13 protein-coding genes are annotated in these 16,004 nt (G+C 73.3%); 3 read left to right on the forward strand and 10 right to left on the reverse strand.

Annotated features, from left to right (window positions below; translation table 11 throughout):
- Both HLB15_RS17165 and sthA read right to left on the reverse strand, forming a co-directional pair.
- A partial coding sequence (locus HLB15_RS17165) for a hypothetical protein (RefSeq protein ID WP_212760002.1) occupies nt 1-762 on the reverse strand: 762 nt, incomplete at its 3' end.
- A 120-nt stretch (nt 763-882) separates the two neighbouring features.
- On the reverse strand, nt 883-2,301 hold the full coding sequence (sthA, locus tag HLB15_RS17170) for a Si-specific NAD(P)(+) transhydrogenase (RefSeq protein WP_171106972.1): 1,419 nt from the start codon (nt 2,299-2,301) through the stop codon (nt 883-885).
- Between the two features lie 98 nt (nt 2,302-2,399).
- Here sthA and HLB15_RS17175 point away from each other — a divergent pair, with 98 nt between their 5' ends.
- Together HLB15_RS17175 and HLB15_RS17180 are read left to right on the forward strand one after the other, a co-directional pair.
- Complete coding sequence (locus HLB15_RS17175) at nt 2,400-2,681, forward strand: YciI family protein (RefSeq protein ID WP_171106973.1); 282 nt, start codon at nt 2,400-2,402, stop codon at nt 2,679-2,681.
- A 121-nt stretch (nt 2,682-2,802) separates the two neighbouring features.
- Entirely contained in the window at nt 2,803-3,741 is a 939-nt protein-coding gene (locus HLB15_RS17180) for a hypothetical protein (RefSeq protein WP_171106974.1), read from the forward strand.
- 96 nt (nt 3,742-3,837) lie between these two features.
- Here HLB15_RS17180 and HLB15_RS17185 read toward each other — a convergent pair whose 3' ends face one another.
- From HLB15_RS17185 to HLB15_RS17215, 7 genes are all read right to left on the reverse strand, one after another.
- Complete coding sequence (locus tag HLB15_RS17185) at nt 3,838-4,929, reverse strand: TerC family protein (protein WP_171106975.1); 1,092 nt, start codon at nt 4,927-4,929, stop codon at nt 3,838-3,840.
- A 289-nt stretch (nt 4,930-5,218) separates the two neighbouring features.
- Nucleotides 5,219-5,647, reverse strand: coding sequence for a VOC family protein (locus HLB15_RS17190; RefSeq protein ID WP_171106976.1), 429 nt, complete (start codon nt 5,645-5,647; stop codon nt 5,219-5,221).
- Nucleotides 5,648-5,711: 64 nt separating this feature from the next.
- Nucleotides 5,712-7,829, reverse strand: coding sequence for an excinuclease ABC subunit UvrB (gene uvrB, locus HLB15_RS17195; RefSeq protein ID WP_171106977.1), 2,118 nt, complete (start codon nt 7,827-7,829; stop codon nt 5,712-5,714).
- 58 nt (nt 7,830-7,887) lie between these two features.
- Nucleotides 7,888-9,300, reverse strand: coding sequence for an FAD-dependent oxidoreductase (locus tag HLB15_RS17200; protein WP_212760003.1), 1,413 nt, complete (start codon nt 9,298-9,300; stop codon nt 7,888-7,890).
- Nucleotides 9,301-9,394: 94 nt separating this feature from the next.
- The gene (gene pcp, locus HLB15_RS17205; RefSeq protein WP_171106978.1) at nt 9,395-10,081 is read right to left on the reverse strand and encodes a pyroglutamyl-peptidase I; all 687 of its coding nucleotides are present in this window, start codon (nt 10,079-10,081) and stop codon (nt 9,395-9,397) included.
- Nucleotides 10,082-10,125: 44 nt separating this feature from the next.
- Nucleotides 10,126-10,755, reverse strand: coding sequence for a dephospho-CoA kinase (gene coaE / locus HLB15_RS17210; RefSeq protein ID WP_171106981.1), 630 nt, complete (start codon nt 10,753-10,755; stop codon nt 10,126-10,128).
- Nucleotides 10,756-10,826: 71 nt separating this feature from the next.
- Nucleotides 10,827-12,101 (reverse strand): cytochrome P450 family protein, encoded by a 1,275-nt coding sequence (locus HLB15_RS17215; RefSeq protein ID WP_229785671.1) that lies wholly within the window; start codon nt 12,099-12,101, stop codon nt 10,827-10,829.
- 150 nt (nt 12,102-12,251) lie between these two features.
- Between HLB15_RS17215 and HLB15_RS17220 the strand changes: the two genes are divergently transcribed.
- Nucleotides 12,252-14,135, forward strand: a complete 1,884-nt coding sequence (locus HLB15_RS17220) for an ABC transporter ATP-binding protein (RefSeq protein ID WP_171106983.1) — start codon at nt 12,252-12,254, stop codon at nt 14,133-14,135.
- A 27-nt stretch (nt 14,136-14,162) separates the two neighbouring features.
- On the opposite strand, the gene HLB15_RS17225 is transcribed toward HLB15_RS17220, so the two are convergent.
- On the reverse strand, nt 14,163-15,830 hold the full coding sequence (locus HLB15_RS17225) for a tetratricopeptide repeat protein (RefSeq protein WP_171106979.1): 1,668 nt from the start codon (nt 15,828-15,830) through the stop codon (nt 14,163-14,165).
- Nucleotides 15,831-16,004: the final 174 nt, after the last annotated feature.

The following is a 16,004-nucleotide window of genomic DNA, read 5'->3' on the forward strand; positions in this document are numbered from 1 at the left end:
CACGGGTGCGCCGGCCGCGGCGAGCACCGCGAGCGCGGCGCCCGCGTGCAGGTCCGAGACGCGGCTGCCGCCGGCGGGGTCGGTGAGCCGGACGGCGGCGACGCCGGGGTCCGGGGCTCCGAGGTGCCGTGCGAACGCGGAGACGGCGGTGTCCAGCACCACCGCGTCGGGCACCTGCGGGTCGAGGCGCAGGTCGAGTGCCGTCTGGGTGGCGTCGTCACGGTCGAGCCCGTCCCACAGGGACGAGCTCCACCGCAGACGACGCAGCCACTCGCCCGCGACCCGGGCGAGCAGGAGCACGCGCGTGCGGCCGCGGGCCGGGCGGGCGAGCCCGTCGAGCATGGCGGGCAGGCCGAGCCGGGTCGCGGCGTGGTCGACGACGAACAGCACGTCGCCGGGCGGGCGGGTGCGCGCCGCCGCGGCCTCCTTGCCGCGCGCCACGGGTACGACGGCCCAGCCGGCTGCGGCCATGCGCCGGCCGAACTCCTGGGCGAGCCGGGTCTTGCCGTAGCCGGCGGGCGCGACGACGAGGCGCAGGCGGGTGGGGGCGTCGGTCTCCGCCCAGCCGGTCAGCTCGGCGAGCTCCCGCTCACGGCCGAGGAACGGGACGAGCTCGCGCGCGGGGTCGAGCAGCGTCGTGGGCCAGGCGGCGTCGTCGCGCGGGACGTCCTGGGCGGCGTCCTGCGGCAGGCCGCGGCCTGCCGCGGCGCGGGCGGCCCGGACCGCAGCGGCCAACCGGGTCGACAGCTCCGAGACCACCACGAGAACAAAGTCAACCGGACGGGTGACGGGCCCGGCAAGGGCAGGAAGCATACTTGTTCATTCTTTGAACACAACAAGTTGGTCTCGGTGAGACGGCGGCCACCCGGTCCGGCCGGACGGTCAGAGGTCGAAGCGCTCCAGGTCGCGCATCTTGTTGGTCGCGTCGAGCGCGGCGACCTTGTAGGCCTCGGCGAGCGTCGGGTAGTTGAACACGGTGTCGACGAGATGGTCCACGGTGCCGCCCGTCGTCATGATCGCCTGCCCGATGTGGATGAGCTCGGTCGCCCCCGTGCCGAACACGTGCACCCCGAGCACCTTGCGGTCCTCGGTGGAGACCAGAAGCTTGAGCATGCCGTAGGAGTCGCCGATGATCTGGCCGCGCGCGAGCTCCCGGTAGCGCGCGACGCCCACCTCGTACGGCACGCCGGCGGTGGTGAGCTGGTCCTCGGTGTCCCCGCAGTAGGAGATCTCCGGGATGGTGTAGATGCCGATGGGCTGCAGCTCGAGCACGGACGAGACGGGCTCGCCGAACGCGTGGTAGGCCGCGAGCCTGCCCTGCTCCTGGGACGTGGCCGCGAGCGCGGGAAAGCCGATGACGTCACCGACGGCGTAGATGTGCTCGACGTCGGTGCGGAACTGCTTGTCGACCTGGAGGCGTCCCCGCGCGTCCGCCTCGAGGCCCGCCGCGGCGAGCTGCAGCCCGTCGGTCGCACCCTGCCTGCCCGCGGAGTAGAGCACGCAGTCGGCGGGGACGCGCTTGCCGGACGCGAGCGTCGTGACCGTGCCGCTCTCCCCCGCCGACACCGACGCGACCGTCTCCCCGAGGCGGAACGTGACCGACAGGTCGCGGAGCTGGAACTTGAGCGCCTCGACCACCTCCGAGTCGCAGAAGTCGAGGATCCGGGGGCGCGACTCGACGACCGTCACCCGCGTACCCAGCGCGGCGAACACCGAGGCGTACTCGATGCCGATCACGCCGGCGCCGACCACGACCATGGTCCGCGGAACCTCCGACATGTCGAGGATGCCGTCGGAGTCGACGACGCGGACGCCGTCGAACTCCACGTGGGCGGGCCGGGCGGGCCGGGTGCCGACCGCCACGACGACCTTGTCGGCACCCAGGCGACGGACGACGTCGCCGTCGGCGTCGGTCACCTCGATCTCGTGCGGTCCGGCGAACCGGGCGCTGCCGACCACGGTCTCGACCTGGTTGCGGGCGAGCTGGTTGCGCACCACCTCGACCTCGCGCCCGATGACGTGCTGGAGCCGTGCGAGCAGGTCGGGGACCGTGATGCGGTCCTTGAGCCGGTAGCTCGACCCGTAGACGTCCCGCATCTGCAGGCCCGTGAGGTACAGGACCGCCTCGCGGAGCGTCTTGGACGGGATGGTGCCCGTGTGCAGGCTGACGCCGCCCACGTGGTCGCGCCGTTCCACGACCGCGACCCGTCGGCCGAGCTTGGCGGCCGCGATCGCGGCCTTCTGCCCGCCGGGTCCCGAGCCGATGACGACGAGGTCGTAGTGGTTCGCGCGTGCGTCCATCCTCCGAGTGTGGCGTCCCGGCGCCCCGCTGACGAGCCCCTCGGCCGCAGGACATCAGGAATTGACCGGCACGACGGGACGGGTGGCAGGCTGACGCCATGAGCATCTACGCCGTGAGCTACACCTACACCGACGACGTCGCGACGCGCGACGAGGTCCGCCCCGCCCACCGGGACTTCCTGCGCGCGCTGAACGCCGACGGCGTCGTGCGCGCGTCGGGCCCCGTCGACGGCGGCGTCGGGGCTCTCGTGATCGTCGAGGCCGGCTCGGCCGACGACGCGCTGCGGATCCTCGACGAGGACCCGTTCGCGACCGCGGGCGTCATCGCCGAGCGCAGCGTGCGCGCGTGGGACGTGGTGATCGGCGGACTGGCGGAATGACCCGATACTTCGCCATGTGAAGACTTTACCGACAAATCACCCATGTCCGGTCGCGGGGGCAGTGGTTGGGTGCACATGATGCGGTCTCGGGCCCTGCTCCAGATGCTCCGGGAGGCAACACATGACCTCTGGCACGACCGCCGGCACGACCACTGCCACCGCCGCCGGCACGACAGCCTTCGAGGACATCGGGCCGCGCGTCTGCGTGAGCCCGCCCTACTACGCGCTCGGTGACCTCGAGGTCCCCGTACCGGGGCGGGCCAACGCCGCCGTCCCCGTCCAGACGCCCACGGGCCGCCAGGCCCCGGTGATCAACATCGCCGAGGCCGGGCGCCATCTCGCCATCCTCGGCCTCTGTGCCGCTGCCACGACCAACCCGGCCCCCGGGAAGCACTACTACCTCGCCCACCGCGGCGTGGGGCGCATGTACCCCCGGGCGGACGTCCACCGGCGTCCGCCCGGGCAGGGCGGCGAGCTGCTCCTGCAGGGCTCCGCGACCGCCCGCCTGTCCGGCCGTCACCGAGCCGTCGCCGAGACCGAGCTGTACGACGTGGACGGCAGCCTCGTCGCCCGGCTCGACATGGAATACCTCGTGCTGTCGGTCCCGGTCTTCCGCCGCCTGATGGGCCTGCCGACCGCCGCCGACGCCACCGGCCCCGGCAACCCGTACGCCGCGCCCGCCCCGCTCACCGACGTCAGGGTCGGGTCCGGGGCGCACACCGGCCGGCTCACCGGCACCGCCGGCCTCGCCGTCGACCCCGCGCTGTGCCGAGGGCACTTCGCGGGCCACCCCGCCCTGCCGGTCTCGGTGGCCGGCTACGCCGCGTTCTCGCTCTTCGACCACGTGCTCGCGGCCACGGCGGGCCCGGACGCGCGCTGGCAGCCCGGCACCTTCCGGCTGCGCGCGGACCACCTGGCCGCGGCGGGCCAGGCGTGCGTGGTCGACGTCGCACCGTCCGAGCCCGCCGAGCCGGACGCGCACGACCGGGCGTTCACGGGCCGGGTCCGTGCCGGGTCCCGCGACGTCTTCACGATCGAGGTCGACTACACGGTCGTCTGACGGAGTCCGTCCGCGCGGACTGACAGCGGGCCGGTGGCCGCACCCGCGGCCACCGGCCCGCCGTCCGTCCCGGACCGTGCGCTGTCGGTCGGTGCCCTACTTCGCGGAGTCGGACGCGGCCTCGGCCGCCTCCGTCGCGGGCTCGACGGTGCCCGCCCCGTCCTCGCCCTCGGCGCCGCGCTCGACGGCGGGCTGCGCCGCCTCCTTGCGCGCGTCGTGCGCCGACTTGACGAGGCTCGCGACCGTCCCGACCGCGAGCGACACGACGATCACCGTGAGCGACAGCCAGATCGGCACCTCGGGCGCCCACTCGAAGCCCTCGCCGCCGTTGATCCAGGACAGCGAGTTGGTGTGCAGCGCCTCCAGGATCAGCTTGACGCCGATGAAGCCGAGCACCACGGAGAGCGCGTACGGCAGGTAGACGAGCCTGTCGAGCAGACCGCCCAGCAGGAAGTAGAGCTGCCGCAGGCCCATCAGCGCGAACAGGTTCGTCGCGAACACGATGAACGGGTCCCGCGTGATGCCGAAGATGGCGGGGATGGAGTCGACGGCGAACAGCACGTCGGTCGAGCCGATGGCCAGGAAGACGATGATCAGCGGCGTGAACAGCTTGCGCCCGTCGACGCGCGTCGTCAGCCTGCCGCCGTCGTACTGGTGGTGCAGCGGCAGCACCTTGCGCATCTGGCGGATGAGGAGGTTCTCCTTGTAGTCGTCCTTGTCCTCCTCCTTCTCCGGGAGCGCCTGGTGGATCGCCGTCCAGATGAGGAACGCCCCGAAGATGTAGAACAGCCAGGTGAACTGCTCGATGAGGGCGGCACCCGCGAGGATGAACGCCGCGCGGAAGATCAGCGCCATGATGATGCCCACCATGAGCACGCGCTGCTGCTGCTCCCGCGGCACCGCGAAGCGGGCCATGATGATGACGAACACGAAGAGGTTGTCGACGCTCAGGGAGTACTCCATGAGCCAGCCGGCATAGAACTCGGCCGCGGGCGTGACCCCGCCGACACCCCAGACGATCCCGCCGAACACGAGCGCGAGGGCGACGTAGAAGCCGACCCAGACCGCGCTCTCCTTCATGGAGGGGACGTGCGGGCGCCGGCCGACGATCAGCAGGTCGGCCACCAGCAGGACGACCATCGCGGCGAGCGCGATGACCTCGAAGGTCACGGGAAGTTCGTGGACCATTGCTTCCTTCCGGAACGAGGAGGAACGCGCGACAGCATCGAGCCTCCGGTGTGTACAGCAGGGCACCGGAGGTCTTCCTCGCCCGCCCGTGCACCAGCCTGACCGAAACCAGACGACGATGCACCACGAGCCGGCCAGGCCGAGCTGGCGTCATCGGCAGCTGTGATGACGACCAGGCCGTTTCGAGGTACTCCCCTCCAACGGAGGAAGCATACGGGACGGCCGGAGTGTTCCCGAACGTGAGGCACGCCACTGTCGCGGCCCGTGCCGGGGGCCGGTTCCGCTACCGCTACTGCAGGCAGAACTCGTTGCCCTCGGGATCCCGCATCACGATCCAGAAGTCGCCGAGCTCGCTGCCCTCGCTCAGGAGCGTGGCGCCGAGGGCCACCACCCGTTCGGCCTCGGCCCGCACCCGCTCCACCCTGCCCTCGCCGTGCAGGCCCGCGCCGACGTTCACGTCCAGGTGCATCCGGTTCTTGGCGGTCTTGGGCTCGGGCACCTTCTGGATGAAGATGCGCGGCCCCGCACCGTCCGGGTCGCTGACGGCGTTCTTGTCGTTCCACCGGTCCTCCGGCAGACCCCAGGCGGTCAGCGCCTCCTCCCACGTGGCGAAGCCCTCTGGTGGCGCGTCCCGCACGTACCCGAGCACCGCACACCAGAACTCGCCGAGCGCGCGCGGGTCCGCCGCATCGAACGTCACCTGGAACGTGTGCGCCATCGTGCGTCTCCTCCGTGTCGCCTGTCTCGTTCGTCGTGATGCGCTCGTCCCGGCGCCGACCCGGTCAGGCCGTCGCCGCCTGCATCTGCCGCAGCTCCTTCTTGAGCCCCGAGATCTCGTCGCGCAGGCGCGCCGCGACCTCGAACTGCAGCTCGGCCGCCGCCGCGTGCATCTGGTCGGTGAGCTCCTGGATGAGCTCCGCCAGCTCGCTCGCTGCGGCCCCGGCGAGCCGGTTGCCCGTCGTGGCCGCCTCCTTGGGCGTGCCGGGCACCGGGGCACCCGGGCGCCCCTCGCCCTTGGCCTTGCGGCTGTTGCGGTACCCGCCGGCCAGCAGCTCCTGGGTGTCCAGGTCCTCGCGGGCGAGCATGTCGGTCACGTCCGCGATCTTCTTGCGCAGCGGCTGCGGGTCGATGCCCCGCTCGGTGTTGTACGCGATCTGCTTCTCGCGGCGGCGGTTCGTCTCGTCGATGGCCTCACGCATCGCGGGTGTGATCTTGTCCGCGTACATGTGCACCTGTCCCGACACGTTGCGGGCCGCGCGGCCGATCGTCTGGATCAGCGAGCGACCCGAGCGCAGGAAGCCCTCCTTGTCGGCGTCCAGGATCGCCACGAGCGACACCTCGGGCAGGTCGAGGCCCTCGCGCAGCAGGTTGATGCCGACCAGCACGTCGTACTCGCCGAGGCGCAGCTCGCGCAGCAGCTCGACGCGGCGCAGCGTGTCCACCTCCGAGTGCAGGTAGCGCACGCGCACGTCCCGCTCCAGGAAGTAGTCGGTGAGGTCCTCGGCCATCTTCTTGGTCAGGGTGGTCACCAGCACGCGCTCGTTGCGGTCCACGCGGTCCCGGATCTCGCCCAGCAGGTCGTCGATCTGGCCCGTCGTCGGCTTGACGACGACCTCGGGGTCGACGAGACCCGTGGGGCGGATCACCTGCTCGACCACGCCGTCGGACAGCGAGCGCTCGTAGTCGCCCGGCGTCGCGGACAGGTACACGGTCTGGCCGATGCGCTCGGTGAACTCCTCCCACTTCAGCGGGCGGTTGTCCATCGCGCTGGGCAGCCGGAAGCCGTGGTCCACGAGCGAGCGCTTGCGCGAGGCGTCGCCCTCGTACATCGCGCCGATCTGCGGCACCGTCTGGTGCGACTCGTCGATGACCAGCAGGAAGTCCTCGGGGAAGTAGTCGAGCAGCGTGTTGGGCGCCGTGCCCGGCTCGCGGCCGTCGATGTGCATCGAGTAGTTCTCGATGCCGTTGCACGTACCGATCGACCGCATCATCTCGATGTCGTAGGTGGTGCGCATGCGCAGGCGCTGCGCCTCCAGCAGCTTGCCCTGCTTCTCGAGCTCGGCCAGGCGCTCCTCGAGCTCCTTCTCGATGCCGCTGATCGCCCGCTCCATGCGCTCGGGACCGGCGACGTAGTGCGTCGCAGGGAACACGTAGATCGACTGCTCGTTGCGCACCACCTCGCCCGTGAGCGGGTGGAGCGTCTGGATCGCCTCGATCTCGTCGCCGAACATCTCGATCCGGATCGCGAGCTCCTCGTACACCGGGATGATCTCGACGGTGTCCCCGCGCACCCGGAACGTGCCGCGCGTGAACGACATGTCGTTGCGCGTGTACTGCATCGTCACGAACTGGCGCAGGAGCTGGTCGCGGTCCACCACGTCGCCCACGTCGAGCCGGACCATGCGGTCGACGTACTCCTGCGGCGTGCCCAGGCCGTAGATGCAGGACACGGACGCGACCACCACGACGTCGCGCCGCGTCAGCAGCGACGACGTCGCCGAGTGGCGCAGGCGCTCCACCTCGTCGTTGATCGACGAGTCCTTCTCGATGTACGTGTCCGACTGCGCGATGTACGCCTCGGGCTGGTAGTAGTCGTAGTACGACACGAAGTACTCGACGGCGTTGTTGGGCAGCAGCTCGCGGAACTCGGTGGCGAGCTGCGCGGCCAGCGTCTTGTTCGGCGCCATGACCAGCGTCGGGCGCTGGAGCTTCTCGATGAGCCACGCCGTCGTCGCCGACTTGCCCGTACCCGTGGCACCGAGCAGGACGACGTCCTTCTCGCCCGCCTGGACGCGTTCGGTCAGCTCGGCGATCGCCGTCGGCTGGTCGCCTGCGGGCTGGTACTCGGAGATGACCTCGAACGGGGCCACCGTGCGCTGCAGATCGGTCACGGGTCGCATGCCTCTACGGTACGACCGACCACTGACACTCCCCCGCCCCGGCGTCCAGGCGGACCCGTCAGACCCGCTCCGCCCCCTCGCCGCCGGCCTCGACCGCGGCCCGGCGCAGCGGCGGCTCGGCACCGAGCGGCGCGGGCCGCTGGAACAGCACGGAGCGCACGATCACGGGCCGGAACAGTGCCGTCGGCGGATCGAGAAGCGCCAGCACCCGCCGGAACGTGAGCTGCACCTCGAGGTTCACGCCGCAGCGTTCCTGCACCCGCGCGAGGTACCAGCCCAGCACGCGGCCGGCCGGCGACCGGCGCGCCGCGTTGCCGGTGACGCCGGGCCGCGCCCTGTCCGCCCCCGTGGAGATGGCCCACGCCTGTGCCGACGCGCGCAGCAGCGCGGCCTGGGTCGCGCGGTGCGTCCGCCGCGAGGCGAGGCTCTCGTCGAGCGCGACGGCGTCGAGCGCCGCCGTCGACATGCCCTGGCCGAACACCGGGTTGAGGGCGCACAGCGCGTCCCCGGTGACGAGCAGGCCGTCGGGCACGACGTCGTCGTAGGCGCGGCGCACGTTCTCCGTGCGCAGGTACCCGCGCACCGGCGAGAGCGCCTCGGCCCGGGACAGCCACCGCCGCACCAGGGGGTGGGGATCGTTGTCCGCGAGCGCCTCGAACGCCGCGGGGTCGGTCGGCACGGGCACGCCCCGCGGCAGCGCGAACGTGACCATGTAGGTACCGGCCGGCTCGACGGGTGCGAGCACGGTGCCGGTGGTCTCTCCCACCACGTAGACGAGGCGCGCGTCGGTCAGCTCGCCCTGCGAGCCGTCGCGGTAGACCCGGGTCGCGTAGCCGATGCCGGACTCGACGCGGGCCTCGGCGGGCCGCGCGACGCCCAGGGACTCGAGCCAGTCGGGCACGCGCGAGGAGCGGCCGGAGGCGTCGACCACGAGGTCGGCGGCGAGCCTCGTCGGCTCCTGATCCGGGTGGGGGTCGCCGCGCCGCCGTCGGACGAGCACGCCCGTGACGCGCTCGGCGGACCCGGTCAGGCCGACGGCCTCGGTCGCCTGCAGCACCTCGACCCGCGGGTGCGCCAGGACGCGCTCGCGGATGCCGTGCTCGAGCAGCGGGCGCGTGAGGCACAGGGTCGACGACGCGGCGGGGCCGCGGGAGAACCAGCGCCCGCGCATGTTCTGCAGGTAGTCGGTGGGCGAGAAGATCCGCTGGGCGCCCGCGGCGAGAAGCTCGTCGTCCAGCCCGGGCAGGTACCGGAGCATGGCCACGAGCCCGCTCTCGAGCAGGATGTGGGTGTGCCTGCTCTGCGGCACGCCCTTGCGCGGCTCGGGGCGCTCCGGGTACCGGTCGCGCTCGACGATCGTCACCCGCTCGGCGTGCCGGGCCAGCGCCACGGCCGCGAGCAGGCCCGCGACGCTCCCCCCGACCACCACGGCGTGCCCCGTGCCGCCTCCGATCCCCCGCGTGTCGCCCACGGTCCTGCCCCCTACCCCCGATTATCCGTTCTGTCGGATTCTCGACCATGCCCGGAGGGACCGGCAAGGAAACCGCGGCAGGGACGAGCCCGGATCAGTGCAGCGCGCCCGCCGGCGTGCCGGGCTCCACGACCTCCCCGCGCGCCCCGGCGAGCGTCGTGCGCACCACGATCTCCAGGGCGCGCGCGAGCGCGTCGAGCGGCAGGTGCGGTGCCCCGCCCTCGGTCAGCGCCGACTCCGCCGGGTCGGCGCCGACCTCCTCGGTGGTGCGGGGCACGTGGACGAAGCCCGAGCGGACCTCCGGCCGCGCGGCGAGGGCGTGCTGCAGGGCATAGAAGGTCGCGTTGCAGACGTAGGTCCCCGCGCTGTACGTGACCCCGGCGGGGATGCCCGCCTCGCGCACGGCGGCGACGGCGGCCTTGGCGGGCAGCGTGGTGAACAGGGCGGCGGGCCCGTCCTCGGCGACGGGGGCGTCCACCGGCTGGTGGCCGCCGTTGTCGGCGATGCGCGCGTCCATGAGGTTGATCGCCACGCGCTCGACCCGCACCTGGGTCACGCCGTCGGCCAGCCCGGTGGCGACCACGACGTCGGGTGCGTGCTCGTCCAGCAGGCGCAGCAGCGGGCCCTCGGGGGTGCGCACGGCGTCGAACACGACGGGCAGCGCCGCGGTGACGAGCTCGTCCGGCCCGTCCCAGCGCGCGGCGAGCGCCGCGACCGCGTCCGCGGACGCGTTGACGGTGTCACCGCCGAACGGCTCGAACCCCGTGACCAGAACCTTCATCGCGCACGCTCCTCACCTCGCCCGGCAGGTCGTGCCGGGGCGGATCACGCGGAGTCGGCCTCCGCCTCCTGCGCGACCTCCGCGGTCACGCGCTGCCACAGGGTATCGACCTGGGCGCGCAGGTCCTCCTCGGTGCGGGAGCCGTCGAGGGTGACGTCCGCGGCGGCGAGGCGCTCCTCGTCGCTCGCCTGGGCCACCACGCGGGCGCGCGCGGCCTCCTCGGTCAGCCCGCGGGCGGCCACGAGGCGCCGCACCCGCTGCTCCGCGGGCGTGTGCACCACGACGACGAGATGGAAGTGCCCGACCTGCCCGGTCTCGACGAGCAGCGGGATGTCGTGCACGACCACGGCGGACGGGTCGGCGGCGCCCGCCTTGGCCTCCCGCTCCGCCGACAGCCGCCGCACCTCGGGGTGCACGATCGCGTTGAGGCGTTCGCGGGCGGCGTCGTCGGCGAACACGAGCGCACCGAGCGCGGGCCGGTCGAGGCTGCCGTCCTCGGCCAGGACGCCCGGCCCGAAGGTCTCGGCGATCTCGGCCAGGCCGACGGACCCCGGCGCGACGGCCTCGCGGGCCAGCAGGTCGTGGTCGACGACGACGGCACCGAGCTCGGCCAGACGCGTCGCCGCGACCGACTTGCCCGCCGCGATGCCGCCGGTGAGACCGATACGGAACATGGGCACGGGACCACAGTACCGTCGGGGCTCCCGTCCGGGCGGACCGTCCGGTCCGACGGGAGCCCCCGGCGTCAGGCGCCCAGCCGCACCGGTGTGCGTGCGCTCTGCCGCTCGGGCGTGAACCGCACGGGCAGCACGGCGGGGTACCGCGACCACGGCGACGGCGCCCAGGTCACCTCGGGGTCGGTCAGCCGCAGGTCCAGGCGCTCCATGAGGCTCTCGACGGCGATCTTCACCACGAGCCGGCCGGGCCGCCGGGCGGGGCACGTGTGCGGGCCGACGCCGAAGGACAGGTGCGACCGGTTGCTCGCCTCGAAGTAGTCGTCGTCGGTCCGCACCCGCGGGTCGTTGTTGGCGGCGGCCACGCCCATGACGATGGCGTCGCCGGCCCGGATGCGCACCTTGCCGAGGGTGCAGTCGGTGACGGCGTACCGCGCGGGCAGGTTCGCCACGGGCGGCTCGCTCCACAGGGTCTCGTCGAGCGCATCGTCGAGACCGCGGCGCACACCCGTGATCCGCCCCGTGTACCGCGGGTCGGTGAGCATGCGCCGCAGCGTCGCGGCGATCCACGTCACGAGCATCTCGTTCGCCGCGCAGATCGCCACGACCATGGAGTGCACGATCTCGGTGTCGTCCTCGAAGCTCGGGTGCTCGACGAGCCGCGCCGTGAGGTTGCTGCCCGGCGCCGCCCGCGTCACCAGCACGTGGTCGAGCACGATCTGGTCCATGGCCTGGAGCGCCGCCACCGCGTCGCCTCCGTGCCCGAACACGCCGTGCGCGCAGCGGAGCAGGGCGATGCCCTGCTTCTCGTCGAACCCGAACATGCCGGAGACGGCGAGGAACGACACGGCGGCCGCGTACTCGCCGATGAGGTCGGCGTGCCCCGTCGTGGCGAACGCGTCGATCAGCCCCGAGCACACGCCGCGCACGAGGGCCGCCGTCTGCGGCTCGTCGAGGCTCGCGAACGCCTCGTCCATCGGCAGCCGCAGCCTGCGGTGCTCGGCGCCGTCCGCGTAGTAGAGCGCCCGCCGCCCCGCCGGGGACAGGATCGCGTGCAGCGTCGAGTCGTGCGGCAGCCGCTCCTTCCAGTGCCGCGGGTCGCGGGCGAACACGCTCTCGCTGCGCATGACCTCCATGACCTCGGCGTGCCCGAGCACGAGCCAGCCGGGCACGCCGGGCTCCAGGTCGACGGGGGCGACGGGGCCCCACTCGTCCTGCAGCCTGCGGAGCGCGGCCACCATGTCCTCCGCGCCGGTGAGCTCCACCAGCGCCACCCGGCCTCCGCCTCGCTGCGGGTCCTGGACCGGCATGGCGCCTCCACCGTCGACGTTCATCGGGACATCCATCGGCTCATCCATCGAAATATGGGGCGACCTGCATAGACGCCCGATCGACGGTTTCTATCACGGTGTGGTCGCACGCCGTAACACACCTGTGGTCCCGATCACGCCGGGGCGGCCCGCGGCCGGCCCGCGTGACACGATGCGAGGGTGAGCATGCACTCGGGCGGCGGCGGGCGTGCCCTGCGGTCCTTCACCCTGGACGGATCGGTCGCGCGGCGGCGCCTCGGCCGCGACACGCTGCGTCGGATCGTCGGCTTCGCGCGCCCCTACCGGGGCAGGCTGACGGTGTTCGTCCTGATCCTGGCCCTGGAGGCGGCCGCAGGCGCCGCCACGCCGCTGCTGTTCCAGCGCATCATCGACCACGGCATCACGGCGGGCGACACCCGGCTGGTCGTGCTGCTCGCGGGCGTCGCCGCACTGCTCGCCCTGGCGTCCGCAGGCCTGTCCGTCGCGGACCGCCTGGTGTCGTCGCAGGTCGGCGAGGGGCTGATCCTCGACCTGCGGGTGTCCGTGTTCGACCACGTCCAGCGCATGCCGCTGGCCTTCTTCTCCCGCGCGCGGACCGGCGCGCTCGTGCAGCGCCTCAACGGCGACGTGCTGGGTGCCCAGCGCGCCTTCACCTCGACGCTCCAGATCGTCGTCTCCAACAGCCTGACCATCGTGTTCACGCTCGCGGCGATGTTCGCGATGTCGCCGCAGCTCACCCTGGGCGCCCTCGTGCTCGTGCCGTTCTTCGTGCTGCCCGCGCGCTGGTTCGGCCGGCGCCTGGCCGACCTCACGCGTCGCGGCATGGAGGTCGACGCCGACCTCGGCCAGGTCATGAACGAGCGGTTCAACGTCGCGGGCGCCCACCTCGTGAAGGTCTTCGGCGACCCGGAGACCGAGTCGGAGCGGTTCGCCGGCCCGGCCCGCGAGCGCCGCGACCTCGGGGTGCGCACGGCGCTGTTCGGCACCTGGTTCCGCGTGGGGCTGTCGACGATCGCGGCGCTGGCCGTCGCGGGCGTCTACGGGTTCGGCGGGCTCCAGGCGATCTCCGGCGAGCTCACCGTCGGCACGGTGGTCGCGCTGGCCACCTACCTCACCCGCCTGTACGGTCCGCTGACGGCGATGGCGAACGTGCAGGTCGACGTCATGACGGCGCTCGTGTCGTTCGAGCGCGTGCTCGAGGTGCTGGACCTGGAGCCGTCGGTGGCCGAGCGACCCGACGCCGCCGACCTGCGCGAGGCGGTGACGGCGCGCGGCGCCTCGATCACGCTCGACGCCGTGACGTTCCGCTACCCGCGGGCGGACGAGGTGTCGCTCGCGTCGCTCGAGTCGGTCGCGGGACAGCGCAAGGACCCGACGTCCGACACCCTGCGCGACGTCTCCTTCGAGGTGCCCGCCGGCTCGATGGTCGCCCTGGTCGGGCCGTCCGGCGCGGGCAAGACGACGGTCTCGCAGCTCGTGAGCCGCATGTACGACCCGACGGCCGGCGCGGTCCGCATCGCGGGCACCGACCTGCGGGACGTGACCTTCGCGTCGCTGCGGGCCACGGTCGGCGTCGTCGCGCAGGACGCGCACCTGTTCCACGACACGATGGCCGCCAACCTCCGGTTCGTGCGCCCGGAGGCCACCGACGCCGATCTCGAGCGCGTCCTGCGCCAGGCCCGCGTGTGGGACCTCGTCGAACGCCTCCCCGAGGGTCTCGACACCGTCGTCGGTGACCGCGGGTACCGTCTCTCGGGCGGCGAGCGGCAGCGGCTGGCGATCGCGCGCCTGCTCCTGCGCGCCCCCGACGTCGTCGTGCTCGACGAGGCGACGGCGCACCTGGACTCGGAGTCGGAGGCCGCCGTGCAGGTCGCGCTCGACCAGGCGCTGGCCGGGCGGACGTCGCTCGTCATCGCGCACCGGCTGTCCACGGTGCGCGCGGCGGACCGCATCGTCGTGCTCGACGAGGGCCGGGTGGCCGAGTCGGGTACGCACGCGGAGCTGCTCGCCGCCGGAGGGCTGTACGCCGACCTCTACCGCACCCAGTTCGCGGAGGCGGCCGACCGCTGAGCCGGTGCCGTGCTCGCCCGCGCGGGCCTACCGCGGCGCCTGCGGGTTGCGGATCGCCGCGTCGATGCGCGCGAGCACCGCTCTGGACCGCTCGAGCTCGGCGAGGTACCGCTCGGGCAGGTCGGCGGCGAGCCTCCGGCGCATCTCGACGGCCTCGCGCGCGTGGGCCAGCGCCGTGACGTTGTCGCCGACCGCGCTCAGCGCGCTCGCCAGGTTGGACAGCGCCAGCGCCAGGTCGGGCCGGTGCCGGTCCGGGTTCTCCAGGACGAGCGCGCGGCGCATCACGACGGCCTCGCGCATGGGCAGCAGCGCCTCGGCCGCCCGGTCCAGGTCGAGCAGCGTCGCGCCGAGGTTGGCGAGCGCCTCGGCCAGGCCGGTGCGGTACTTCTCGGGCTGCTCGCGCACGAGCCGGCGCAGCATGTCGACGGCCTCCTGCGTCGGCTCGAGCGCCTCCTCGAACCGGCCGAGGTCGGCGTACCGCACGCCGAGGTTGCACAGCGACTGCGCGAGGTACTTGAGCGACCGGGGATTCTCCCGCGCCAGGCCCCTGCGGACGGCGACGGCCTCCTCCTCGAGCAGCACCGCCTCGTCGTACCGGCCGCGCCGGGCGAGCGTGACGCCGAGGTTGGACAGCGAGTGCGCCAGGACGTGCAGGTGCTTCTCCGGGTGCTCGCGCGCGAGCTCGCGGCGGATCTCGAGCGCCTCGCGCTCCAGGCGCAGCGCCTCGTCGGCCCGGCCGACCGCCGAGTGGAGCGCTCCCAGGGCCGAGAGCGCGCCGGCCAGGTCGGGCCGGGTGCCACGCTCGTTCTCCTTGGCCAGCCGGCGCTGGAGCTCCAACGCCTCCACCAGCACGACGCCCGCCTCCTCGTACCGGCCGAGCGCCTCGAGCGTCGTCCCGAGCTGGCCGAGCGACCACGCGAGCTCCGCGAGGTGCTCGGGCCTGTCGGCGGCCAGGCGCCGGCGGATCGCGACGGCCTCGACGTTCGCGGGCAGGGCGTCCTCGGGCCGACCGCTCTCCGTGAGCGCCTCGAAGTTGCCCAGCACGGCGGCGAGCCGCGGCTCGTACTGCACGGGGTCCCACGCGGCCAGACGCCGGTAGAGGTCGAGCGACGCCCGCTGCGCCGGCTCGATCTCGCCGGTACGTCCCAGCTCGGTGTACGAGACCCCCGCGTTCTGCAGGGCGCGGGCGTGCTCGGCATCGGCCCAGGGCGCGTCACCCGGCGGGAAGGCGCGGCACAGCGCGACGACCTCCTCCTGGACGGTCAGCGCGTCGCCGTGCCTACCCACGGCCCAGTACCCCATGCCCAGGTTGTTCAGGGCGGTGCACAGCGGCGGCCGGTACCGGTCGGGGTCCTCGGCGGACAGCTCGCGCCACAGCCGGACGGCCTCGCGCAGGTGTGTCACCGCGGCGTCGGGCTCGCCCTCGGCGACCAGCGCGGCGCCCAGGTCGCTCAGCGTCTCCGCCCGCTGCGCGACGTCACCCACGTCCTGCGCCAGCTCGGCGGCCCGGTGCGCGAGGCGGTCGAGCACCGGCACCACCAGCGGCCCCGACGAGCGCGGCAGCCGGCGGGTCACGCGCAGCAGCCCGGTGAGGTCGTCGGGCGTGCGCGCGGGCAGCGTGGCCGCGACCGCGTCGATCAGCTCGCCCGTCACGTCGCGCTCACCGGCCGCGCCGCCCGGGCGGTCGAGGCCCATCGCGGCGGCGAACCCCAGGACCGCGAACGCCTGCCCGGCGTCGAGGTCGCGCGTACCACGTGTCCCGCACGGGCACCGGCCGTGCGATCGCGGGCATCGGCAGCGGCGCGGAGCAGGCCCTGGAGGCCGTGGTCGCCAAGCCGCGCGACTTCGGCAACGTCGGGTCGTTCTCCG

It is taken from the genome of Promicromonospora citrea (assembly GCF_013004695.1).
GTDB classification, from domain to species: domain Bacteria; phylum Actinomycetota; class Actinomycetes; order Actinomycetales; family Cellulomonadaceae; genus Promicromonospora; species Promicromonospora citrea.

Excerpts from the sequence above, each read along its gene's own strand:
- sthA (WP_171106972.1), bottom strand. The coding sequence starts at position 2,301 with ATGGACGCACGCGCGAACCACTACGACCTCGTCGTCATCGGCTCGGGA.
- HLB15_RS17215 (WP_229785671.1), bottom strand. The coding sequence starts at position 12,101 with ATGGATGTCCCGATGAACGTCGACGGTGGAGGCGCCATGCCGGTCCAG.
- HLB15_RS17190 (WP_171106976.1), bottom strand. The coding sequence starts at position 5,647 with ATGGCGCACACGTTCCAGGTGACGTTCGATGCGGCGGACCCGCGCGCG.
- HLB15_RS17225 (WP_171106979.1), bottom strand. The coding sequence starts at position 15,830 with ATGGGCCTCGACCGCCCGGGCGGCGCGGCCGGTGAGCGCGACGTGACG.
- HLB15_RS17175 (WP_171106973.1), top strand. The coding sequence starts at position 2,400 with ATGAGCATCTACGCCGTGAGCTACACCTACACCGACGACGTCGCGACG.
- HLB15_RS17180 (WP_171106974.1), top strand. The coding sequence starts at position 2,803 with ATGACCTCTGGCACGACCGCCGGCACGACCACTGCCACCGCCGCCGGC.
- HLB15_RS17185 (WP_171106975.1), bottom strand. The coding sequence starts at position 4,929 with ATGGTCCACGAACTTCCCGTGACCTTCGAGGTCATCGCGCTCGCCGCG.
- coaE (WP_171106981.1), bottom strand. The coding sequence starts at position 10,755 with ATGTTCCGTATCGGTCTCACCGGCGGCATCGCGGCGGGCAAGTCGGTC.
- uvrB (WP_171106977.1), bottom strand. The coding sequence starts at position 7,829 with ATGCGACCCGTGACCGATCTGCAGCGCACGGTGGCCCCGTTCGAGGTC.
- pcp (WP_171106978.1), bottom strand. The coding sequence starts at position 10,081 with ATGAAGGTTCTGGTCACGGGGTTCGAGCCGTTCGGCGGTGACACCGTC.
- HLB15_RS17220 (WP_171106983.1), top strand. The coding sequence starts at position 12,252 with ATGCACTCGGGCGGCGGCGGGCGTGCCCTGCGGTCCTTCACCCTGGAC.